A 21205-nucleotide genomic window follows, 5' to 3' on the forward strand; every position below is an offset into this window, starting at 1 on the left:
GGGGGCTGAAATTTCAAAATACGAAAAGAAAATCGGGCAAATCGTGAAGCGGGGCAACAGGGCCCCTCTGACGACGTGAGTATTTCAGCAGCCTGCTAGTCAGGTGATTTATCATCAGAGCAACTCAGATGGGAGGGATAATTTGACTGAATCCAGAAGCAGTTTTCTTTTCGTTTGAATTTCGAAAGAGGGAGATGCGTGTCTGCGATACACATAAAGGTAATCCAGAATCGCGTTGCTATCCTTGGCGCCGGTGCTGGAACCGCGTCTGTCTGTCGTGGCGTCGTCTACCTCGTAAACATATGAGCAAGGCAGAGGCAAGTGAAAGGCCCATTGTCTTTTCAAGACTGCCAAAGTGAAGTCCCAGTCTTCATAGCCACGCATCGTGGTGTCGAATTCGAGACCCTCTAGTATGTGACGAGAAAATAAGAAGCACGACATGTGAACCTGATTTTTTATGAATACTTCCTCGTTTAAAGCTTGGCTTAAATCCAAGTTGACTTCACCCAACTTGATGGGGCCTGTCGCGGGACGACTTTCCTTGATCACTGTGCAATTGAAATAACACACTGAATTTAGGACTGGCGGCATCCCTTTAAATAAGGCTTCTAAAAATCCAGGTTGCCAAGCATCGTCATCGTCGAGCAACATCACAAATTGACCGCTCGCCAGTTTTAAAGCAAGGTTTCTGCTTGCCGATGGACCAGCTACACCGTTTCTGCGGATATAGATGTCTCGAGTTCCTAGCAGGTCAGTGCAAACTTGGTCTGTTGCAGGGTCCTGCGCATCGGACACCACGATGATTTCCGTCCGGTCTCGATGCGCTTGTGCATTCAGCGATTCAAGAGCACGTCGTAGAAGTACTGGTCGTAAATGGGTAGGAATGATGATTGTGATGATGGGCAGACCCATTGCTGAGAACTGGGACAAAGTGGGTATAAATTCAAAGCTCATCTCATAATCCTGGGGTTTGAGGCTTTGTGCACTCGAGACAGAGCGTTTCCATGATCCTTAGGGGTTTCATCGGTTCAATGGTCTGGATGTCTTCGAGCGTGCTGTCTGCATAAAGGGTTCGCTTGACATCCACGAATCCGACGTGCTCCACCAGCCACGTCAGTGATTCGAAATCGTAACCACATTTGTGTTCGTGGTTATGTAACATTCCCATGAATATTGAAGCATTGGACACATAAATTTTAGGGTCAAGTACCTTGCGGTATTCCTCAAAGAAAAAGCGATTTTTATTGACGTATGCGTTGATCCAGATTTCGAGATCTGGTACCAAGACGCGCATTCGTGCACCGGGCGCGAGTACTCGATAGCACTCTTTTATGAAGCTAATTCCATCCACGTAAGAAAGGTGCTCCAGCAAATGGGAGTGATACACCAGATCTAGTGAGTCGTCCTCTGCAGGAATGCCATGGCGCAAATCAAAATTGAGCATGTAAGTGCCTTGAGTGCCATTGAGGTCCTTGTAAATGACGCCTTCTCCGAGATGCTGCCAAAAACCTATGTTTAAATATCCTGGATAAAAATCTGTTCCGCATCCAAGGTTGTATTTCTTGAAGGTTTGACACAGTTCTTTAAGTGTTTGATTCATTTTTTACTCCATTAATGGTTTTCAATTGATTCAACATACTCCAGCTCGCTGGCTGAGAGTTAGGTTTTTTTTGTCGCAATTGTTAGTTTTTCTGCTTTATCCTGGCTTGCGTTGGAGAGTCACGATTTGTAAAACATTTTGGCTTAGAGGGCGGGGGGCGGCGTGCATCATGGGTGCTCCTTGATTGGATATGAAACGGTAAAATTTTGCCGCTCCATTCGGTCAATACGCACATAAGCAGAAAACATGCCCAATTCAGTGATGTCGCAAGCTCGCTCAGGTTGTTCTGAATAAATCACCACAGACGATGACGAATGTCGGCCTTTTGACGATTACATGGCCCAATAATTGCTTGGTGGTCCTCATTGATCACAGAGGCAGGACATGAGCAGCATTCATCTAACCAAAACAGTCCAATCCGTTCAACCCCGTTATGTCGGGCGTTTTTCATGCACAGGCTCAGCCTGTGAAGACACCTGTTGTTCAGGCTGGACGGTGGTGATTGATAAAAAAACCTTCAATGCCTATCGGCAAACCAAGCAGCCATTGCTCATGGAGCGGATGGCCACTCAGGTCAAGAGGATCAGGAGTCTGTCCAGTGATGTGAAATACGCCCGCATAGAAATGCAGGCTGAAACCCGAGATTGCCCTTTTCTGGAAGAAAGGCTGTGCAGTGTTCAGCGCGAATTGGGTGAGGACAAGCTATCGGACACATGTGCCACCTACCCGCGCAAAAGCCGCGTGTTGGGAGGGCAGCATCAACAAGCTTTGACTTTGTCCTGCCCAGAGGCGGCCAGGTTGGCACTTTTGGCACCGGATGCGATGGATTTCGTTGAGGTTTCTGGCAAGGTTCGTGTCGAGTCTGTGATCCAAATTCGCAGCAAGCAAGGCTTGTCGCCTGAAATGATGGAGTCGGTCAGCCTCTTTTGTTTGAAATTGATGAAAGTCAGCAGTCTGTCGCTTTGGCAGAAACTGGCCGCCTTGGGCGTTTTCATTGAGCTATTGACGGCAAGTTTGAAACGAGGCGGTCATGCAGGCGTGCCTGCTTTGTTGAAAGATTTCGATACGATGGTGTCAACGGGGGGCATTGCTGATGCCTTGTCGGCGATGTTGCCAGACTATGCCGTTCAGGCCACCGCCTTTTCGGGCTTGTGGCAAATCAAGACCAGTCGAAAGAACTCGGCGGTTCAGCGGTCTGTGCAGGCCATGGTTGCCAAAGGATTGGGCGCAGACCCCGTCACCAACCTGGTGACGCAGCAGCAATTGATTGACAACTACCGCTCTGGTGTTCAACGCTTGCCCGAGGCTCTAAAGCAGGCGCCCTACTTGTTGGAAAATTTCCTGTTGAATGAAATGTTCAGTGAAGGATTTCCTTTTGCCGAGGCAAGCCCTTATGAGCATTTCCTGAAACTCGTGACTCAGTTTGGTTTGCTTCGGTTCATGTTGGCCGTGCAATGCAATGATGATGCCAAGTTGCCCGATGCTGAGCAGATGGCTCGTACAGTTCAAGTTTTTAGCCGGAAATACCAACACGACGCAGACTTTGCCAAGCGCGTCAATGGCGCTTTGAAAAATTCTGGTTGGGATGCCCTGGAAAAAGTTTATCGGTTTTTGCGCACCTGATCACCGAGCAAGAAAGCGGTATCGCGGCGCGTGGCAACAACACCGGATGGCTGCTCAGTCCCGTTTAGCTGAGCAAAGCCAGTACGTAGTAAGGTTGCTGGTTGGCCTGCGACAGCATGGCTGTGCCAGCTTGGTTCATGATCATGCTGCGGGCTAATTCGGCTGTGGCTTGAGCGTAATCGGTGTCCATGATCCGACTGCGCGAGGCGCTGGTGTTCATGGATACATTGCTGGCGTTGTTGGCTGCATAGGCCAGACGATTCATCATCGCGCCCCATTCGCTGCGCTCGCCGTCGATCTGCACCATGGCCTTGTCGATCAGGTCGATGGCGGCTGTGGCCTTGACTCGGGTATCAATGGCTGCCGTGTTGGCCAATGCTGCAGCCACATCGGCGCTGTTCATTTCGGCCAGCGGCAAGGCGATGGAGTCGCTGCTGCTGGGCCCCACATGAAATTTCACCACCCCTAAGGTGCCGGCTTCTCCTTTGAGCAGCTTCATGCCGTTCCAACTGGTGTTTGTGACCGTGTTGGCAGTTTGTTGCTGCAGCTGCAAAAACTCTGCTTGGAGGGAGTCGCGTTCGCTTTGCCCGTTGGTGTCGTTGGCGGATTGGATGGCCAATTCCCGCATGCGCACCAACATGCTGGTCATTTCGCTGGTGGCCCCATCGGCTGTTTGCAACATGGAGATGCCATCGTTGGAGTTGCGCACAGCCATGTCGAGGCCCCGAATTTGGGCCGTCATTTTGTTGCCAATGGCCAAGCCGGCCGCATCGTCGCCAGCAGAGTTGATGCGCTGACCTGTGGCCAATTGAGCCGTCGACTTGTCCGTGGCCCGCTGATTGACGACAAGCGCTTGCTGGGCGGCAAGGGACTTGACGTTGGTGTTAACGACGGTACTCATGGAGGGGCTCCTGAAAAAGGCGGGCGGCCTTGCGGTGAGTGGCGTCTCGGTTTTTGGTCATCGTGTCGCAGCCGCAAAGTATTCGTGATCGGTTTGAACCCTTACGGCAAAAAGCCCGGATGGGCCTTTTGCTCGTGCGGTTGCTCAAAGCGTCGTTTAACGCAGCAAAGACATCACTGACTGTGGCGCTTGGTTGGCTTGAGCCAACATGGCGGTCGCAGCTTGCGAGATGATCTGCGTGCGGGCCAGCTCGGTGGTGGTTGCTGCGTAATCCGTGTCCAGAATTCGACTGCGCGAGGCGGCTGTATTTTGAGAAATATTGGCCAGGTTGTCAGCAGCGTAATTCAAGCGGTTGATGGTGGCACCGTAAGTAGAGCGCTCAGCATCGACCAATTTCAAAGCAGCGTCAATAGAGTCAATCGCTTTTGTTGCGTCGACTTGTGTGTCAACTTTCAGCGCGTCAACTTTAAGTGCAGCCGCATCCATGCCTTGTGCAGAGAAGTCAATTTCAATCAAAGCAGATGCACCCGTATTGGCGCTGACATGCAGTTGAGCCTTGCCAGCAGTTCCCACTTCGCTCGCGGCAGTGGATTTGAAAATTTGCATACCGTTCCACTGTGTGTTGTCGGCGATGCGTGTGATCTCTTCGGAGAGGGCGGTGACTTCAGATTGCAGGGCCGTGCGGTCATCGGTTGTGTTGGTGTCGGTAGCGGCCTGAACAGAAAGTTCACGCATGCGCTGCATCATGTTGGTGATTTCTTTGGTTGCGCCATCTGCTGTTTGGATCAAAGAAATACCATCGTTGGCATTTCGGACCGCTTGATTGAGACCGCGGACCTGGGCTGTCATTTTGTTGCTGATGGCCAAACCAGCGGCATCATCGGCAGAGCTGTTGATGCGGCTGCCTGTTGACAGTTGTTCCATCGACTTGCTCAGGCTGCGGCTGTTAACCGTCAACGCATTTTGTGCGATGGTGGATTTGATGTTGGTGTTGATAACGGACATGGTCTAACTCCTTGGAGATTTATTTCAAAAGGTTGGCAGGGACCCGAAGGGAGTAGACCTGCCTGGTTTTTACAGAAAATCTGAAGTGAATCTCTGTTACTTGATGATTCGGAAGCAGTACAAAAAGCTTTAGGGCTGGTTGCACTTTTTTTAAGATTTCAGGACTTCTCGTCCTTGAACAAGCCCTTCATGTTCTCCAGGTTGTTGGCGACGCGCAAAGCGACCTCACTGGGGATTTGGCGCACCACTTCACCGCTTTCGCGACTTTTAACGGTGACCACAATTTTGTTGGCGACATCGTCCACCCGGAAGCTCAGATCGCGGCTGTTGCGGCGCATTTGTTGGTTCAAAACTTCCGTCGCCTCTTCCAATGTGCGGCGGACTTGCTCGGGGTCAGACCGGCTCTCGGCTGCAGTCTTGGTTTCGACGGGGACTGGCGGGCGGACCTGCATATCCACAGGCAGCGCTACAGGCTTGGGGACTGGTTCCCCCGGGACGCGTGCTGCGTTGGCTTGAATGTCATTGCTCATGGCTTGTCCTTGGTCTTGTCCCCGCTGACAGAACTGGCGAATGGTCAACCGCCTGAGCGGATGACCAAAAGGGGATGTCGTGACTAGGATTCGGCCGAGGCGAGCAGAACTTGAGGGTTTTTTGTAAAAAACGGCAAAAAACAGCCGAAATCTGAATTTGGTGATGAAATTCAGTCGGATTGAGGCGTTATCAGCCGGTGTACGCCTTCATCATGCCTGCAAAGGTGCCTTTGAGTCCTTCGCGCATGCTGTTGCTGCTGCCGACGATGTTTTCCATGATGCTGAACTGGTTTGTATAACGGAGCATGAGTTTTTCCATGCGCTTTTCCAACTCTGACAGCTCTTCTTTGTACTTTGTGATTTGTTTGGTCGCGTTTTGGCTTTGGGTGTCGATCAGCCCGGTCGACAGCAGCATTTTTTCGATGCGGTTGATGGCGCCGCCTGCCAAGCCCGCTGGAGCAGTGCTGTATATGCTTTGGTTGTTGGTGCCAGCGCTGAACATGGTGGACACTTCGCCAAATTTATTTTGCAGAGCGTTGTCCAGCTTGGTCTCGTCGAGCGTGAGTTTTCCGAATCGGTCAATGCTCAGACCCACATCACGGGCCGCTTTGATGCTGGTGCCCGGGGTGCTGGAGTTGTTGATGATGAAGCCCCGCACTTGAGAGCGAACCGATTGCAGCAGACTCTCGCCAGCCAGCACACCGCCGAATTCTTCGACTTCACTTTTGCTGTCACCCAGAATTTTCAGGGTTTCTTCAAACTCGTTGTAGGCAGTGACCAAGCCCCTGATGTTGTCTTTGATCCCTGTGGTGTTGCGGTTCAGGTCCAGTCGCGCGGGGCCCGAGGTTTTGCTGTACAGGTCCAGCGTGACACCTTCGATCACGTCGCTGATGTTGTTGCTGCTTCGGGTGATTTCGAGGCCGTTCACACTGAAGCGTGCGTCGGTGGCGTCCTCCAGTGATTGATTAAAGAGCGGACTCTGAACAGGTTTGTTCGCAATCAAGGAGACTGTTCCATCGGGCCTTGTTGAGCCGACTGGCAGGACCCACTTTCCATCGCTGTCTTTGACCAGTGCCAAAGATTGCGTGGTGTTGTCGGCCATTAAGAAACTGGCGGTAACGGAGGTGGTGCTTGCTTCTGCGCTCACCACAAGAGGATCTGGCGTATCCGTTTGAATGGTGGCTGTGCTTGATGTGGTGCCGCTCATCGTGAAGCGATTGGCAAAACCCGTTTGGCCAGACAGCACGATTTGGTGACCGCTGCCCGTGTTGATCAATTGGGCGTTCACGCCAAGTTTGGCACCATTGATGGCGCTCACAACATCGGCGGGAGTGGCCGCTCTGGCGACGCCATTGACTTGAGGGGCAACAAGAATGGGTTGAGCGGTGCCACCGGCAATGGAAAGATTGAGCGTGAAGGGGTTGCCGCTGTTGAGTGGGGTGTTCCGCTCCGGGAAAACGCTGCTGGCCGTGCGTTGCTCCAACGCCGTTTGCTGCACTTCAATGCTGTAGCTGCCAGCCTCGGCTGTGGTGCTGGCGGTGATGCCGAATGATCCGGGCTGGGTGTTGGCCGGTTGTATCGAGCTGAAGTCGCTGGCGTCGTTGAGTTTGCCAAAGGCGGTTTTGAGCGTCGACAGGGCGTATTTGACGGCGCTGTAACCCGTGATCTTGCCCTCGGACTTGGCGATTTGGGCTTCGATGCGTTCTTTGCGGGGCGTTTTTTCGGCGTCCACCAGGCTCTGGGCCAAGCTTTTCACATCGATGCCGGAGCCGGCGCCGAGGGTGTTGACAATGCTGCTGGTGGACATGGGTGGGTTTTTCTGTGGAGGAAAAGAGGTTCTCGACTCAGGTATCGGCGGCGGGCCTCAAAACTTGAGCCGGGGCGCTCCATCAACCCCGGATGTAATCAAAAAGTGACAGGCCGGAGATCTTGGCAAAGCTGCCCATGGCCGCCTCCATGCCCATCATTTCCTTGTTCATGCGGGCCACGGCTTCGGCGTAGTCCAGGTCTTCGATTTCAGACAAAGTGGATTTGATGCGCAGGGTGTTTTCGTCCAGCACATCGAGCTGGGATTGCACCACCACTTGGTCCGAACCGTTTTGCGCTTGTGACAGCGTCAGGCTGTTGTGCATCTGGGTGATGTCGGCAATGCCTTGCTGAATTTTGCCGGTACGGCTGGTGTTGATGCCTTCGATCATTTGGTCCAGGGCATCAAAAAAACCCACAGCCTGGCCGTCATCGCGCACGACGCGGCTGAACACGTCGGTGCCCGCGCGGGTGAATTGCACTGTGCGCTCCACACCTGCAGGGATACGGGTTTGAGTCTGGTCACCTTGGTAGACCACATTGCCGTTGGCGTCTTCGGCAAAGGCGGGGGTGTTGACCCGTGTGCCCGAAAACAAATAATTGCCACTGTTGTCGCGTGTGTTGCCAAGGCTCAAAAGTTGGTCGCGCAGGGCTTTCATTTCCACGCCAATGGCTTTGCGGTCGTCCGGGGCCAGGGTGTCATTGGCGGCCTGGATGCCCAGCTCTTTCATGCGGATCAGGATGTCGTTGGAGGACGAGAGGGCGGTTTCTTCCGCGGTGTAGCGGCGCATGGCCACTTCAAGGGTGCGCATGTGGCTGTCTTGCCGCTGCACTTCGCCCTTGAGGCGCTGGATGGCCGCGGCTTGGTCGGGCGCGGCACTGGGCGCCAGGATTTGTTTGCCCTCGGCCATTTGCGCTTGTGTGGTGGCCAGTTTGTTCTGGATGGCGCTCATGCGCTCGGTGGCGCGATCAAACAGGAATGAGGTGGAAATTTTCATGAAAACGCTTTCCGAGGTCAGCGGACCTGCAAGATCGTGTCAAACAAAGCCATCGCCGTTTGCATGACTTTGGCATTGGCCTGGTAGGCCTGCTGAAAACGCACCAGGGCCGAAGCCTCTTCGTCCAGGCTCACGCCCGAGATGCTGTCTCGGGCCTCTTGCGCCTGCCGGTAGACCACTTGCAGGGCCTGGTCGGCAATGGCCGCTTGCCGTGCGACGTTACCGACTTGGTTCACGCGTTCGATGTAGGCCTCTGTGATGGTCAGGCCGCCGGGCATCAGTCGCTCGTCTTCCAGGGCTACCATGCGCAGCATGCTTTCGTTGTTGCCAATGCCATCGCGGTTACCGTCGATGGTGAACTGGTCGCCCGATTTGGGGGCGGTGGAAAACTCCAGCTTCAGGCCCCGGTAGTTCAGGCTGGGCGTGGCCGACAGCGGGTCGGGGATGAGGCTGCGCTCGGCCAGCACGGTCTGGGTGCGGCTGTCGATGATCTTGTAGTCCTGGTCGCTGGTGAATTCGACCTGCAAAGCCGAGGCCCGCAGGGTTTGCTTCATGTCGCCTTGAATGTCTGCAAATTGGGCCGTGACCTGCACCGTGCTGGCAGGGTCGCCGGGCACCAGGCTGTTGTCGCTGACAAAAATCAGCAAATCATCGCTGGTGCTGCCTTTGACATGGAGGGAGGTGTCAAAGCCCAGGCGCTTGAGGTCTGCGGGTGTGCCTGTGCCCAGGCCCAGACGGACGTCGTCGGTGGTGTTGCCCGCTGGGCGGCTGAGCACCAGTTTGCCGCCCACGGCAGAGGCCAAGGTGCGGCTGCTGGCGGGCTCGGAGGCGGCGGCCGTGTTCAGCCAGTTGACCACTTTGGCAAGCGTCAGGGGACCGCTCAGGGCCGGCAGGGCCTGGCCGTTGAGGGACAACGCACCCGCAGCCAAAGAATCGGGCGAGTCCACAAAGGTTTGCCCTGTGAGTTTTGCGGTGTTTTTCAGGGGGGCCAAGGCTTCGCCCGAGGTCGAGTCAAACTGTTGCTCCAGTCCGACCTCGGCGATCGCCCCCATGAAAATGTCCATGCCCAAATAGGTGTCGGGGGCCACGCCATTGATTTGCGCAGTGCTGTAAGTCGCGCCCGCTTCCATGCCGTTGGCGGTTTTGAGCAGCAGGGCCTGCTGCGACGCGTTCAAGGGGCTGCCCAGCAAGTGGCGACCATCGCGCGTGAGCACCTGCAGGTTTTGGCCGGGGCCGGGGGCGTGCAGGGTCAGCGACAGGTCTTGTGTGCCGATCGGGATCAGACCCAAAGAGGCTACGCCTTGGCTGGCCTCGATGTTGACGCCGATGGTGGCGATTTGTGGTGCCTTGGCTTGCGACAACTCGCCGCGCAGCTGGCTCGGGCCCAAAAATTCGGGTGCTGCATAGCGGATGCGGGCTTGGGCCGTGCCGCTGTTGAGCGGATCGTCGATCACGCGGAACTGGCCGGCTGCGGCGATGCGGTTGGCGTCTTGCACCAGCAGCGTCATACCGGCTGCCTTGCCGCTGGGGGCCGGCACAAAGCCGAACAAGTCGCCGCCCAGCTGGCCTTCGGCATCCAGGCCATCGCGGTGCACTTGGTTGATCTGAGTGACTAAGGTGCTGGCCAGGTCGTTCATCGAGTAGGCGGCCGGGTTGAGCACCTGTTCCCTGAAGTTCATCACCCCGCCAATCTTGCCGCTGGTGATGCTGGACATGGTTTCGGGTGTGCCGTAGGCGTCCAGCATGAATTCGAGTTTGCCCGGCTCGATGGTGGAGTCGCCCACACTGATGGCGCGGGCCGTGGTTTTGCTGACCAGGATGCCTTGGTCCAGCGTGTCGCCCACGCTGACGGTGACGGCGCCGTTGGGCTCAAAACGGGTCTTGATGGCCACCAGGCCAGACAACTCGCGCAGGAGCAAGTCACGCTGGTCCAGCAACTCCGAGGGCTGCTTGTCGGCCGAGGTGTGTTTGGCCAATTGTTTGTTCATCAAAGCCAGCTGGCTGGTCAGCGCGTTGGCCTGGCCCACATCGGTTTCGACCGACTGGCGTGTCTCGTTGTCCATGATCTCGAACTGCCCGGCCAATTGCCGAAAGCGGGCGGCCAGGCCATCGGCATCGCGCAAGAAGATGCTGCGCGAGACCACCGATGCGGGGTCGCTGGAGAGGTCGCGGGCCGATTCAAAAAATCGGTTCATGGCCGTGGTCAGGCCAATGCTTTCATCACCCATCACATCGATCAGGCGGTTGACGTAGGACAGCAGGGGCTTTTGGCTTTGCAGATCGCTGTTGCTGTTGCGCAGGTTGGACTCGACAAAAGCGTCGTACTGGCGCTGCACCGCGTCAAAGCGGGCACCCGTGCCCAGGTAGCTGCCGCCCATCTGGCGCGGTTGGTTGGCCGCCAGCGACACGTCCTGGCGGGTATAGCCGTCGGTGTTGACGTTGGCGATGTTGTTGGACACTGTGGCCAGGGCGCGCTGGTACGCGGTGACGCCCGAGCTGCCGATGCTGAGCAAGTCACTCATGGCTTATCTCCGAGCTTGAAGCCGCTGGGGCGCTCCAGGCGGTAGGCCTCCACAGCGGCGGGCTTGAGCTGCATGGGCTCGCGTGCCGGGTTCAGGGGCAGGGCGGGGGCGCTCAGGCTCATGGGTTGGCGCTGGCGCAGCGCGTCTTGCGTGCTCATGGCCTGGGCCTGGTTCATTTGGCGCTCCATCATGTCGGCCAAACCCATGCCGCCACGTTTGGCCATGCTCAGCGACACTTCCTTGTCCATCAGGTCCTGGTACATCTCCATGTTGCCGCCTTCGACCAGATCGCTTTTTTCGATCGAGTCGCGCATGGTTTTCATCATCTGCTGGATGAAATACGCCTCGAACTGCTCGGCGGTTTTGCGCACCGCTTTGCTGGGGTCGCGTGCGGCATCGCCCTTCAACTGCGTCAGGGCGTTGAAGTCCAGGTAAGAGCCGGAAGCGTTGATGTCATTCATGGCGGGTGCTGCGCGTTACAGGGTTTCAAGCCGTTCAGATGATGATCAGCTCGGCGCGCAGGCTACCGGTGCTTTTGAGGGCTTCGAGGATGGCGATCAGGGCCGAGGGTGTGGCCCCGACCTGGTTGACCGCGTCCACCACTTGGCGCAAGTCCACGCCGGGCTGGAACAGGAACATCGGGTTCTTGGGCTCGGTCACAGCAATTTCAGCGTTTTGCACCGGGGCTGTCTGGCCCAGACTCAGGGGGTTGGGCTGCGAGACTTCGTTGGTTGCGGCAATGGCCACCGAGATGGTGCCGTGCGCCACAGCGGCGGCGGTGACGCGCACGTTGCGGCTGATGACCACGGTGCCGGTGCGCGAGTTGACCACCACGCGGGCTGGCGGTTCGCCGGGCACCACATCCAGGTTTTCCACCAGGCTCATGAAGGCCACACGCTGGGACATATCGGCCGGCGCACGGATGGCCAGCGACATGCCGTCGAGGGCGCGGGCCGTGCCTTCGCCAAAACTTTTGTTCACGGCGTTCACAATGGCCGTGGTGGTGGTGAAGTCCGACTCACGCACGTTCATGACCACATGGTCAGAACTTTCAAACGGGGTTTCGACCATGCGCTCGACCGTCGCGCCGTTGGGCACGCGCGACGAGGTGGGCACACCAATGCTGACCTTGGAGCCTGCGGCATTGGCGTCGATGCCGGTGGCCGTGAGGGCACCTTGGGCGATGCCATACACCTCGCCGTCCACGCCGCGCAGGCTGGTCAGCAGCAAGTTGCCGCCGCGCAGGTTGCTGGCCTTGCCGATGGCCGAGACGTTGATGTCAATTTTTTGACCGGGCTTGGCAAACGGGGGCAGCTCGGCGGTCACCATCACGGCGGCCACGTTTTTGATGTCGATCTTGCCGGCGCTGGCGCCTTGTTCGAAGTCCGACAGCGGACCGTCCAGGCTCACGCCCATGCGGCTGAGCATGGACTTCATGCTTTGCGCGGTGAAGGACACATCGGCCCCGTCACCCGTGCCTTGCAAGCCCACCACCAGGCCGTAACCGATAAGTTGGTTGGTGCGGCCTGCCGCCACGCTGGCCAGGTCTTTGACGCGGTCAGCCCAGGCGCTGGCGTTCAGGCCGAGCAGCAAGACGAGGGCAAAGAGGGTGGATTTCATAAAAGGTCTCTTGGGAGGCTATGGCTCAGAAGGGCCAGATCTTGAGCAAGGCTTTGGTGCCCCAGCCCGTTTTGGCGACAGCGGCCATGTCGCCCGTGCCACGGTAGGCAATTTGGGCATTGGCCAGACGGCGCGACTGCACCATGTTGTTGGGTGAGACATCGTCGGGGCGGATGATGCCGCTGACCTGGATGACCTCGGCGCCTTCGGTCAGGGCCAGTTGTTTTTCACCGCGCACCATGAGGTTGCCGTTGGCCAGCACCTCGACCACGGTGACCGACACCGCGCCCGTCAAGCTGGCGCTTTGGCCTGCTGTACCCACGCCACTGCTTTTGATGCTCGATTCGTTCAGGTTGATGCCATTGAGCACCCCCCCGAGCGTGGTGCCCAAAATTTTGGTGGGCAGAGCGAGGTTTTGGACCTTGGACACCAGGCCACTGGGGATGACATTGTTTTCTGCATCGCGTGAGACGCTGCCTTTTTGTTCCCGGCCTGCCCGTGTTGACTCGTCGAGCATCACGGTGATCAGGTCGCCCACGCGGTAGTTGCGGCTGCGGCCAAAAAAGTTGTCGCTGTGCCGGCCGTTGTAAATCGCACCTGTGGCTTGGCGTGATTTTTCGACGACCACGGGCATGACGGGGGCGAATTCGGGGGAATGCGCCAAGGGGGCAGGGGGCGTGGCGCAACCGACCAAACCCAAGGCCAGCATAGTCGGGCCCAACAGGCGTGTGGTGAAGGCGGTCAAAGGTGTCATGGCGTACTTACATGTTGTTGTTCAGGAAGCGCAGCATGCCGTCCACGGCAGAGATGGCTTTGGAGTTGATTTCGTAGGCGCGTTGGGTCTCGATCATGTTGACCATTTCTTCGACCACGTTCACGTTGGACGCTTCCAATGCGCCTTGCATCAGCTGTCCCGCACCGGCCTGGCCAGGCTGCGAGACGATGGGTGCGCCGCTGGCGGCCGTTTCCTTGAGCATGTTCTGACCAATGGCTTGCAAGCCTGCGGGGTTGGCAAATCGTGCAATCTGGATCTGGCCCAGCACCTGGGCGCCGCCGCCTGCAGCCGTCTCGACCGACACGGTGCCGTCCTGGCCAATCGAGATGCTGGCCACGTTGGGGGGGATGTTGATGGCGGGCTGCAGTGGTGCGCCATTGGCCGTGACCAACTGGCCTGTGGCAGACAACTTGAAGCTGCCGTCGCGTGAGTAGCCAATCGTGCCGTCAGGCTGAGCGATCTGGAAAAATCCATCGCCTTGCACCGCCATGTCGAGCGCGTTCTTGGTGGTCACCAAGCTGCCTTGGGTGTGGGTTTTTTCGGTAGCCACGATGCGCACACCCGTGCCCAGCATCAAGCCCGTGGGAGCTTGTGCGTCGGCGCCCACTTGGGCGCCGGGCTGGCGCAGGTTTTGGTAGAGCATGTCCTCGAAGCTGGCGCGGTCGCGCTTGAAGCCCGTCGTGTTGACGTTGGCCAAGTTGTTCGAGATGACCGACATGCGCGTTTGCTGCGCATCGAGGCCGGTCTTGGCAATCCACATTGAGGCATCCATGGGGCTCTCCTGTCAGGTGTTAAGCGGCTTTCATCATGGAAGCGCCGGACTCGTCGAGCCCCTTCATTTCCTTGATGATGCGAATCTGGGTTTCAAAACTGCGTGAGTGATCGATCAAGCGGGTCATGGCCTCAATGGCGCTGACGTTGCTTCCCTCCAGGGCTTGCGGAATCACTTGGGGCAGTTGTTGAGTCAAAGCAATGTCCGTGCCATCGGGTTTTTCCGACACCTTGAACAATCCATCCGGACGTCGTCCCAAACTGACGCCTGTCACATCGCGCAAGCGCAAGCGGTCGATCAACACATCGGCAGCGGGGCCGACCTGGGCCGGGTCGCGGGCATAGATGCTGCCGTCCGGGTTGATGCTCACCATCAGACCCGGCGGGATGGTGATGGGGCCGCCTTCGCCCAACACCAGGTGGCCGGAGCCGTTTTCCAGCTGGCCCTGGATGTTCACTTTCATGTCACCCCGGCGTGTGAATGCCAGGTCGCCATTGGGGGCCTGCACGGTCAGCACGGTGCTGTTCGCCATGGCCACATCCATGGGGCGGCCGGTGGCCATGATCGGACCGGGGTCCATGCGGATCAAGTCGCGCGAAATGGTCTGGGCCTGGTAGCGGGTATCAAAGCCCGCGCCCTCGACCTTGACCGATTGCAGTGCCACGTCGTAACTGCTTTTGAAGCCCACGGTGGACACGTTGGCCAGGTCGTTGACCAGCACCTGGCGTGCCGTGGCCTGCTCTTTGATGGTGGCGTTCGAAGTAAAGACAAGGCGGTCCATGGCGGGGCTCTCTGGGGTTCAGACGGGGGTGTTTCAGCGCATCAAGAACGGATGTTGATGATGGCGCTGGTCATGGTGGAGCTGGTTTCAATCGCTTTGGCGTTGGCTTGGAAGTTACGTTGGGCTGTGATCAAGTCCACCAGCTCCTGTGTCAAATCCACGTTGGCGCGTTCTGTTGCACCAGCACGAATCGTGCCGAAACCAGCGGAGCCGGCTTCACCAACCTTGGCAACACCTGAGGTGGCTGAGGCCAGGTAACTGGCGTCACCCACCTGACGCAGGCCAGAGGGGCTGGAGAAGTTGGCTAAGACGATCTTGCCCAGCGAGTTCTGCGAGCCGTTGGAATAAGTGGCGTTGACCAGACCGTCCACGCCAATGTCCAGGCCCATCAGCTCGCCCTCGGGGGCGCCGTCTTGCGCTTGCGAGAGCACCGCAAAGGAGCTGGAGTACTGGGTGGATTGGGTGAAGTCGATCGACATGGTCAGCGCACCCTTGCCGCCTTGCAAGAAGGCGGTTTCAAAACCCATGGGCTTGATGGGCGAGACGGGTTTACCGGTCAGGTCAAAGGTCAGCTCGCCACGGTCGAGGAACACGGGCCACCAGTCGTTTTTGGTGTTCAGGTCCGAGATGTCTTCGGTTTGCTTGCCGTTGCGCACGTACTGCAGGGCACCGTTGTCGGCGTACTGGGCCAACTTGATCCACTGGGTGGTCTGACCGAAACGCATTTCTGTGTTGCCCAGACCCCAATCGGGGTGGCCGGTCACCTGAATGGAAGCGGCATCGCCCGTGGTTCCAGTGCTGAAGACCAATTGCTTGGCCTTGGCATCCCATTTCACGTCCACACCCGCCACTTCTCGTTTGCTGACCGGGTCCACGATGGTGTTGATTTTTTCTTTCAGCTTGGCCGCCAGGGTTTCCATCGAGTAGTTGCCGGTGTCGACGTTGATTTTGGCGGTGATACCGTCCACCGACACGGTGAAGTCGTTGTTGGCCTCCACCAGTGCGACGTTGCCTGAGGTGTTGATGGTGAGCGTGTCGCCGGCCAGCACAGCGGGGTAGCTGGGTTTGCCGCGCTGGGCAGCTTCCAGCGAGCTGGGGGTTTGCAACACGCCCACGCCTGCATCGATCTTGACGCCCAACAAGTTGCTGGACAGAGACTCACTCGGTGTGGCCGTAGAGGTTTCCAGGCGGATGTTGGAGGCGTCACCCGTGGTGCCCGAGTTGAAGGTGAAGCGGCCGGAGTCGGGGTTGAAGCCCACGGTGATGCCGTAACGCGCGTTGACTTTGGGGTCGACTTCGGGTGTCAATGGATCGTCTGGGGTGTCGGCCAGCTTGCCCATCACGTTGTTGATCTCGATTTGCAGGTTGCGCGCCAGCGTGGCGGGATCCTGGTCAGCAGCGGTCAAGGTGTAGTTGATGACGGTGAGTGGAGAGTCGTCCACCGACAACTTGAAGCCCATGGTGTTGCCCACCTTGAAGTCGGTGGGCGTGGCCGTGGGGCTGGTTTTGTAAAAGCCCGAGGCGACATCAAAGTGCGTGCTGTTGATGGTGTCGCCCACGGCCGGTGCGGGGGAAGAGTTGCGCACATCGGTCAGCTGGTCCAGGGTGTACATGGCCACTGTGCCGCTGGGTGGGGTGACCGAGGGGTCAGACTTGGGGCGGATGTCGCCGTATTTGTTGACGAACAGCTCCGAGCCGGTGCTGTTGGAGGCTTGCTGCAGCGCAGGCTTGACCTGGGTGTCGCCCACAAAGAACTCGGTTTGCCACTTCGAGAAGGGGCTGCCCGGGCTGGCGTTCTGGGTCTTGGTGTAGTAGACGGTGGCCAGGTAACCGTTGCCGCCGCTGTCGTACACCGTCAGCGCTGTGCTTTTGTTGTAAGTGGCGGGGTTGCTGCGGTCAAAGTCGCCCAGGATCACGGGTGAATCGGCCGGCAGGTTCAGGCCCAGTTGGATTTTGGTGGTTTCTTTGGCTTCACCCGATGTCTTGGGCGGGATCACCAGCGGCGACAGGCGCTCGAGATCGGCCTTGCCGGACGAGTCCACCGAGGCGGCCAGCAGGCGTTGGCCTGTGGAGTTGACCACGTTGTTTTGGTCGTTCAGCGTGAAGGAGCCGTTGCGGGTGTAGATGTCCTGCAGGCCGTCGGGTGTCTTGAGCGGGAAGAAGCCATCACCCGTGATGGCCAGGTCCAGCGAGTTGCCCGAGGTGGAGATGTTGCCCTGGCTGAATTCCTGGCTCACTTGCTTGAGCGAGACGCCCTGGCCGATGTTGCTCGACGACTTTTGCAGTGGCGAGGTGGAAAAGATGTCGCCAAAGTCGGCCCGCGAGCGCTTGAAGCCCGAGGTGCCCACGTTGGCGATGTTGTTGGAGGTGACGGCCAACTGCGCGGTGGCTGAGTTCAGTCCGGTGAGCGAGGTATAGAACGACATGCTGAAGGGCTCCTGTTTGAATGGGGGTGTTGGGTGGCGGTTGTTTAGATGCCGACGCGTTTGACGTCGGTCAACAGCATGGTTTTGCCGCCGTCGACTTCGACGCTGACGCTGCCGTCGGCCGGGTTGCTGGAGATGGCGCGCACGGTGGACAAGGTGCTGACCGGAACAGGGACACTCTTGCCATTGACCACGGCGGTGGCGCTCAGGCGGTACAAACCGCTGGGCACGGGGTTTTCTGCAGCGTCCTTGCCGTTCCACGAAATCGGGGTGGTGCCGGGCGTTTGTGGTCCTGCGGTCAGCTCTTGCACGAGGCGACCTTGGCTGTCGAACACGCTGACCTGAACGCCGCTGGCGCCCATGGGCAGGTCGATGCTGCCATCGATGGCGCCGCCCGAAGTCAGCTGGGTGGGTGTGTCGGTCACGGCCACTTTTTTACCAATCAGTGAGGCGCTGCCCAGCATGCGCTCGCCCGACATGGAGGTGACGAATTTGTCCAGCGAGCCCTGCATGTTGGTCAGCGCTTCGAGCTGCGAGAACTGGGCCAGCTGGGCCACAAAAGCTTCGTTCTTCACGGGCTCCAGCGGATTCTGGTTTTGCAGCTGCGCAGTGAACAAGGTCAGGAAATCCTGCTTGCCCATGTCTTCGCTGGTTTTTTTGGCGGCGTCTTTCACGTCTTCGTAGCGCGAGACGTTTTTGAGCAGGCTGGACGATGTCACGTTAGGTGTGGCCATGGGGTGCTTTCAGGTCAGGCCTTGGAGATGTCCAGCGTGCGCATCATCAGTTGACGCGCCGTGTTGATCACTTCGACGTTGTTTTGGTAGGAGCGTGCGGCGGCCATCATCTCGACCATTTCGGTGACTTCGCTCACGTTGGTCTGGTAGACGTAACCGTCCTTGTCGGCCAGGGGGTTGTTCGGGTCTGACACGCGCCGTGGCGGGGCGGTGTCATCGGCCATGCGGTCGATCTTCACGCCGCCCACGTAGGGAGCACCGTTGTGAGTCATCTGTGAATCCATCAAGGCCTTGAACACCGGGCGCTTGGCGCGAAAAGCATCTTGCTCGGTGGTGGCCACGGTGCCTGCGTTGGCCAGGTTGGAGGCGGTGGCGTTCATGCGGGTCAGCTGCGCGTTCAGCGCTGTGCCTGCAATGCCGAAAATATTGTCCATGGCCATGTTCAGTCTCCTCTCAAGGCTTTGCGCACGCTGCTCACGCGGCTTTCCAGAAAGTTCAGCGTGGCCTGGTAGTCGGCGGCGGCTTTACCGTACTGGGCTTGTTCCACGCTCATCTCGACGGTGTTGCCGTCAAAGGCGGTGTTGAACGGTGTGCGGTAACGCATGCCATCGGCATCGATTCCCTGGCCCACGGCAAAGTGGCCCTGGCTGGTGGTGGTCATGGCGCTGCCTTGCTGTTGCGTCTCTTTCATGACGGCCTTGAAGTCGATGTCCCGCGCTTTGTAGTTGGGCGTATCGGCGTTGGCGATGTTTTGCGCCAACACTTCAAGGCGGCGGCTTTTGACTTGCAAAGCTTGTTCATGCACGCCGAGTGCCTGGTTTAACAAATTCATCTGGACTCCTGTGGTCGCGGGTTCGATGGTCAAGGTCCGTCAATTTTTTGACGAGGGGTGCTCAAGTTGAGCGGCTTGTGGTCGATAGCTGCAAAAGCCGTGCCAAGTCAATTTGTGGTCTTTGGAATTAGACCGATTTGCCCTTGCCGCTCAGAGCGGCAATTTGCCGTCAGCGGCAATGGCTGGCGGCCAGCCATTGCCGCTGCTCAGCGCAGCGCGTTGGGCGCGGCGGTTGGCAAGGCCGCAGGAAGCGTGCTGGCCACTTCGTCGTACAGGCGGGTCATGCCCCCCTTGCCCAATGCGCCGAGCACAGGGGCGGCTGCGTTACGGGCGGCTTGGGGCAGCAGGGCATTGGTCAAGGTGTGCAGTCCCGCCAAAATGGAATTGCGCGTGATGGGGCCTCGTGTGTCTTGCCCCACATGCAGATAGCGCGCCTGTGGCCCGGCAATGGGCAAGGGTGCATCGGGCCGTGTTTCTTGCCGCGCTGCCGGGGTCAGCACCGTCAGGTACAAATCGTCCAGACCGATGGGGGGGCCTTTGACGCGCAGACCGGCTTGAGAGAAATAGCGGTCCACCAGGTCCAGTTGCTGCAGCAAGCCCATGCCCAAAATCGCGCGCGGGTTGTCTTTGAAGCCCACTGCGGCGGCCCCCCGGTTGGGGCCATTGCAAAACTGGATGATGCCGTGGCAGTTGCCGTTGCTGGCCTGGGGGTTCATGCCGCCGCTCTCCATCAGGCTCAGGCGGGCAAAGTCATCGGGCTGAAAGTTGTAGCGATCGGCCAGGGCCAGGACCCGGTCCTTGACAGCGCTCACCTCGGCGGCAGGCACAAAACCCTTGGCCACGGCCCGCTCCAGTGTTTTGTCCAGCACCGGGTGCTGGCCGGTGCTGGCCGAGTGGCTGGCCCAGGCGGCCGGACGGCTGGCCAACGCATTGGCCGTCAGGGGGGGCGGACTGGCCAGTTGCGCCACCGATTGGGCGCTGCGCGGACTCAAGTCCAGGGGCCCGGGCGTCTCGCTGCGGGCAAGAGCGGGCATCTGCAGGCTGGAGAAATCGATTTTTTGCCCCGTCAGGATCAGGTTCGGGTTGTCAATCTGGTTGCGTGCTGCCACCTGGTGCGCCAGGCGCATGGCCTGCTGCTCGGTGATGGGCTGCTGGTTTTGCCGGTAATGGGCCTTGACCAGACCGATCAAGGTGTCACCTTCCTGCGCTTGGACCCTGCCACTGCGCGGGGCCACATCGGCCAGCATCTGGCCAAAGGCCCCCGCGCGGCCTGTCGCAGGCGCCAGCGCCCCGCTGCCCGAAGGGGCAGGGGGGCTCAGCGCAGGCAGGCTGGGCAAAGGGGTCAACAGGTTGCTCATGTCGTTGGCAGGTAGTTCTGGGGGCTGGTCTCGTTTTTGCTTGGTAGATGGAAATCATGAACACTGTCAAAACTTTCACACCTATGAAACCCTCCATGCAAATGCTGTGCCGACTTCTGGACCAGGTCACGATCCGTGGCCTCTGGCTCGGGGCGGTGTTCTGTTTGAGCAGTTGGACGGCCGTGGCGGCCATACCGGTCATATCGGCCACGCCTGCAGCAGCCCTGCAAAAAGCGGTGGTCGACTGGGTGGCGCAAACCCAATCGGTGGCGGCCGAATCGGTCGTGCTCGCCCCCATGGACCCACGCCTTCAGGTCAAGGCCTGCGCCAGCCCTCTGGCCATGGATTTGCCCTTTGCCAGCCCCGATACCATCCGCGTGCGCTGCGCCCAACCGACCTGGCAGTTGTATGTGCGAGTGTCCGTTGCTGGGCGTGTGGCGGCACCGTCCGGCCAGGCCAAGGCCGAATCGGCACCGGTTGAGAAACGCCAGGTGCTGGTGGCGGCTGTCCCTTTGCAGCGCGGCATGAGCTTGACCGAGGCTCATGTTCGGCTGGCCCCTGTCGATACATCGGGTATGCCCGCCAATGTTCTTGAGCAAGTTTCCCAAATTCTGCACAGTGAGGTGGTGCGCGATGTCCGCCCCGATACCCCTTTGCGCAGTCAGGACATTCGGCCTACCGTGCTCGTCAAAAGGGGCCAGATGGTGCTGATGTCGATCGGGCAAGCCCAGGGGTTTCAGATCTCGGCCCGGGTAGAAGCACAGCAAGACGGTCGCTACGGCGAGCAAATCAAGCTCAAAAACCGCGATTCCGGGCGTATGCTCACGGGTTTGGTCAAAGGTCCCAACCAGGTGCAAGGCCTTTAATTCGCCAGATCATGAAATTCATGAAAATAATCACCTGTTGGGCTCAAGTTCTAGAA

Annotated in this window: 20 protein-coding genes; 2 read left to right on the top strand and 18 right to left on the bottom strand. The window is 58.4% G+C overall.

Features of this window, described 5'->3' with window-relative positions; translation table 11 throughout:
* Window positions 1–114: 114 nt before the first annotated feature.
* Window positions 115–954, bottom strand: coding sequence for a glycosyltransferase family 2 protein (locus tag QZ190_RS08265; protein WP_291915292.1), 840 nt, complete (start codon window positions 952–954; stop codon window positions 115–117).
* 1 nt (window position 955) lies between these two features.
* A complete protein-coding gene (locus QZ190_RS08270; protein ID WP_291915293.1) occupies window positions 956–1600 on the bottom strand; it encodes a methyltransferase domain-containing protein in 645 nt (214 codons plus the stop codon).
* A gap of 384 nt (window positions 1601–1984) precedes the next feature.
* Here QZ190_RS08270 and fliB point away from each other — a divergent pair, with 384 nt between their 5' ends.
* Window positions 1985–3223, top strand: a complete 1239-nt coding sequence (gene fliB, locus QZ190_RS08275; protein ID WP_291915294.1) for a flagellin lysine-N-methylase — start codon at window positions 1985–1987, stop codon at window positions 3221–3223.
* A 64-nt stretch (window positions 3224–3287) separates the two neighbouring features.
* On the opposite strand, the gene QZ190_RS08280 is transcribed toward fliB, so the two are convergent.
* The 16 genes from QZ190_RS08280 to QZ190_RS08355 form a co-directional block, all read right to left on the bottom strand.
* Window positions 3288–4124, bottom strand: a complete 837-nt coding sequence (locus tag QZ190_RS08280; RefSeq protein WP_291915295.1) for a flagellin — start codon at window positions 4122–4124, stop codon at window positions 3288–3290.
* A 156-nt stretch (window positions 4125–4280) separates the two neighbouring features.
* Window positions 4281–5129, bottom strand: coding sequence for a flagellin (locus QZ190_RS08285; protein WP_291915296.1), 849 nt, complete (start codon window positions 5127–5129; stop codon window positions 4281–4283).
* 158 nt (window positions 5130–5287) lie between these two features.
* Window positions 5288–5659, bottom strand: coding sequence for a flagellar protein FlaG (locus QZ190_RS08290; RefSeq protein ID WP_291915297.1), 372 nt, complete (start codon window positions 5657–5659; stop codon window positions 5288–5290).
* 190 nt (window positions 5660–5849) lie between these two features.
* Window positions 5850–7466: a flagellar filament capping protein FliD gene (gene fliD / locus QZ190_RS08295; protein WP_291915298.1), complete on the bottom strand. Its 1617-nt coding sequence runs from the start codon at window positions 7464–7466 to the stop codon at window positions 5850–5852.
* An 82-nt stretch (window positions 7467–7548) separates the two neighbouring features.
* Window positions 7549–8463 carry a flagellar hook-associated protein FlgL gene (gene flgL / locus QZ190_RS08300; RefSeq protein ID WP_291915299.1) on the bottom strand — a complete coding sequence of 305 codons (915 nt, stop codon included), beginning with the start codon at window positions 8461–8463 and terminating at the stop codon, window positions 7549–7551.
* Between the two features lie 17 nt (window positions 8464–8480).
* On the bottom strand, window positions 8481–10985 hold the full coding sequence (gene flgK, locus QZ190_RS08305; RefSeq protein WP_291915300.1) for a flagellar hook-associated protein FlgK: 2505 nt from the start codon (window positions 10983–10985) through the stop codon (window positions 8481–8483).
* The gene (locus QZ190_RS08310; RefSeq protein WP_291915301.1) at window positions 10982–11446 is read right to left on the bottom strand and encodes a rod-binding protein; all 465 of its coding nucleotides are present in this window, start codon (window positions 11444–11446) and stop codon (window positions 10982–10984) included. Before QZ190_RS08310 ends, flgK begins: the two co-directional genes overlap by 4 nt.
* Before the next feature lie 34 nt (window positions 11447–11480).
* On the bottom strand, window positions 11481–12605 hold the full coding sequence (locus tag QZ190_RS08315; RefSeq protein ID WP_291915302.1) for a flagellar basal body P-ring protein FlgI: 1125 nt from the start codon (window positions 12603–12605) through the stop codon (window positions 11481–11483).
* 25 nt (window positions 12606–12630) lie between these two features.
* A complete protein-coding gene (locus tag QZ190_RS08320) occupies window positions 12631–13359 on the bottom strand; it encodes a flagellar basal body L-ring protein FlgH (protein ID WP_291915303.1) in 729 nt (242 codons plus the stop codon).
* A gap of 7 nt (window positions 13360–13366) precedes the next feature.
* Window positions 13367–14152, bottom strand: coding sequence for a flagellar basal-body rod protein FlgG (flgG, locus tag QZ190_RS08325; RefSeq protein WP_291915304.1), 786 nt, complete (start codon window positions 14150–14152; stop codon window positions 13367–13369).
* Window positions 14153–14171: 19 nt separating this feature from the next.
* On the bottom strand, window positions 14172–14933 hold the full coding sequence (locus tag QZ190_RS08330) for a flagellar basal body rod C-terminal domain-containing protein (RefSeq protein WP_291915305.1): 762 nt from the start codon (window positions 14931–14933) through the stop codon (window positions 14172–14174).
* A gap of 41 nt (window positions 14934–14974) precedes the next feature.
* On the bottom strand, window positions 14975–17359 hold the full coding sequence (locus QZ190_RS08335; RefSeq protein WP_291915306.1) for a flagellar hook-basal body complex protein: 2385 nt from the start codon (window positions 17357–17359) through the stop codon (window positions 14975–14977).
* A 44-nt stretch (window positions 17360–17403) separates the two neighbouring features.
* Window positions 17404–18093, bottom strand: coding sequence for a flagellar hook capping FlgD N-terminal domain-containing protein (locus QZ190_RS08340; protein WP_291915307.1), 690 nt, complete (start codon window positions 18091–18093; stop codon window positions 17404–17406).
* Between the two features lie 14 nt (window positions 18094–18107).
* Entirely contained in the window at window positions 18108–18533 is a 426-nt protein-coding gene (flgC, locus tag QZ190_RS08345) for a flagellar basal body rod protein FlgC (protein ID WP_291915308.1), read from the bottom strand.
* 2 nt (window positions 18534–18535) lie between these two features.
* Window positions 18536–18925 (bottom strand): flagellar basal body rod protein FlgB, encoded by a 390-nt coding sequence (gene flgB, locus QZ190_RS08350; RefSeq protein WP_291915309.1) that lies wholly within the window; start codon window positions 18923–18925, stop codon window positions 18536–18538.
* Between the two features lie 206 nt (window positions 18926–19131).
* Window positions 19132–20283: a hypothetical protein gene (locus QZ190_RS08355; protein WP_291915310.1), complete on the bottom strand. Its 1152-nt coding sequence runs from the start codon at window positions 20281–20283 to the stop codon at window positions 19132–19134.
* Between the two features lie 56 nt (window positions 20284–20339).
* Here QZ190_RS08355 and flgA point away from each other — a divergent pair, with 56 nt between their 5' ends.
* Complete coding sequence (gene flgA, locus QZ190_RS08360) at window positions 20340–21149, top strand: flagellar basal body P-ring formation chaperone FlgA (RefSeq protein WP_291915311.1); 810 nt, start codon at window positions 20340–20342, stop codon at window positions 21147–21149.
* Window positions 21150–21205: the final 56 nt, after the last annotated feature.

Source organism: Limnohabitans sp. (assembly GCF_017848645.1).
Classification (GTDB): domain Bacteria; phylum Pseudomonadota; class Gammaproteobacteria; order Burkholderiales; family Burkholderiaceae_C; genus Limnohabitans_A.

Coding starts and splice junctions, on each gene's coding strand:
- QZ190_RS08265 (WP_291915292.1), bottom strand. CDS start 954: ATGAGCTTTGAATTTATACCCACTTTGTCCCAGTTCTCAGCAATGGGT.
- QZ190_RS08270 (WP_291915293.1), bottom strand. CDS start 1,600: ATGAATCAAACACTTAAAGAACTGTGTCAAACCTTCAAGAAATACAAC.
- fliB (WP_291915294.1), top strand. CDS start 1,985: ATGAGCAGCATTCATCTAACCAAAACAGTCCAATCCGTTCAACCCCGT.
- QZ190_RS08280 (WP_291915295.1), bottom strand. CDS start 4,124: ATGAGTACCGTCGTTAACACCAACGTCAAGTCCCTTGCCGCCCAGCAA.
- QZ190_RS08285 (WP_291915296.1), bottom strand. CDS start 5,129: ATGTCCGTTATCAACACCAACATCAAATCCACCATCGCACAAAATGCG.
- QZ190_RS08290 (WP_291915297.1), bottom strand. CDS start 5,659: ATGAGCAATGACATTCAAGCCAACGCAGCACGCGTCCCGGGGGAACCA.
- fliD (WP_291915298.1), bottom strand. CDS start 7,466: ATGTCCACCAGCAGCATTGTCAACACCCTCGGCGCCGGCTCCGGCATC.
- flgL (WP_291915299.1), bottom strand. CDS start 8,463: ATGAAAATTTCCACCTCATTCCTGTTTGATCGCGCCACCGAGCGCATG.
- flgK (WP_291915300.1), bottom strand. CDS start 10,985: ATGAGTGACTTGCTCAGCATCGGCAGCTCGGGCGTCACCGCGTACCAG.
- QZ190_RS08310 (WP_291915301.1), bottom strand. CDS start 11,446: ATGAATGACATCAACGCTTCCGGCTCTTACCTGGACTTCAACGCCCTG.
- QZ190_RS08315 (WP_291915302.1), bottom strand. CDS start 12,605: ATGAAATCCACCCTCTTTGCCCTCGTCTTGCTGCTCGGCCTGAACGCC.
- QZ190_RS08320 (WP_291915303.1), bottom strand. CDS start 13,359: ATGACACCTTTGACCGCCTTCACCACACGCCTGTTGGGCCCGACTATG.
- flgG (WP_291915304.1), bottom strand. CDS start 14,152: ATGGATGCCTCAATGTGGATTGCCAAGACCGGCCTCGATGCGCAGCAA.
- QZ190_RS08330 (WP_291915305.1), bottom strand. CDS start 14,933: ATGGACCGCCTTGTCTTTACTTCGAACGCCACCATCAAAGAGCAGGCC.
- QZ190_RS08335 (WP_291915306.1), bottom strand. CDS start 17,359: ATGTCGTTCTATACCTCGCTCACCGGACTGAACTCAGCCACCGCGCAG.
- QZ190_RS08340 (WP_291915307.1), bottom strand. CDS start 18,093: ATGGCCACACCTAACGTGACATCGTCCAGCCTGCTCAAAAACGTCTCG.
- flgC (WP_291915308.1), bottom strand. CDS start 18,533: ATGGCCATGGACAATATTTTCGGCATTGCAGGCACAGCGCTGAACGCG.
- flgB (WP_291915309.1), bottom strand. CDS start 18,925: ATGAATTTGTTAAACCAGGCACTCGGCGTGCATGAACAAGCTTTGCAA.
- QZ190_RS08355 (WP_291915310.1), bottom strand. CDS start 20,283: ATGAGCAACCTGTTGACCCCTTTGCCCAGCCTGCCTGCGCTGAGCCCC.
- flgA (WP_291915311.1), top strand. CDS start 20,340: ATGAACACTGTCAAAACTTTCACACCTATGAAACCCTCCATGCAAATG.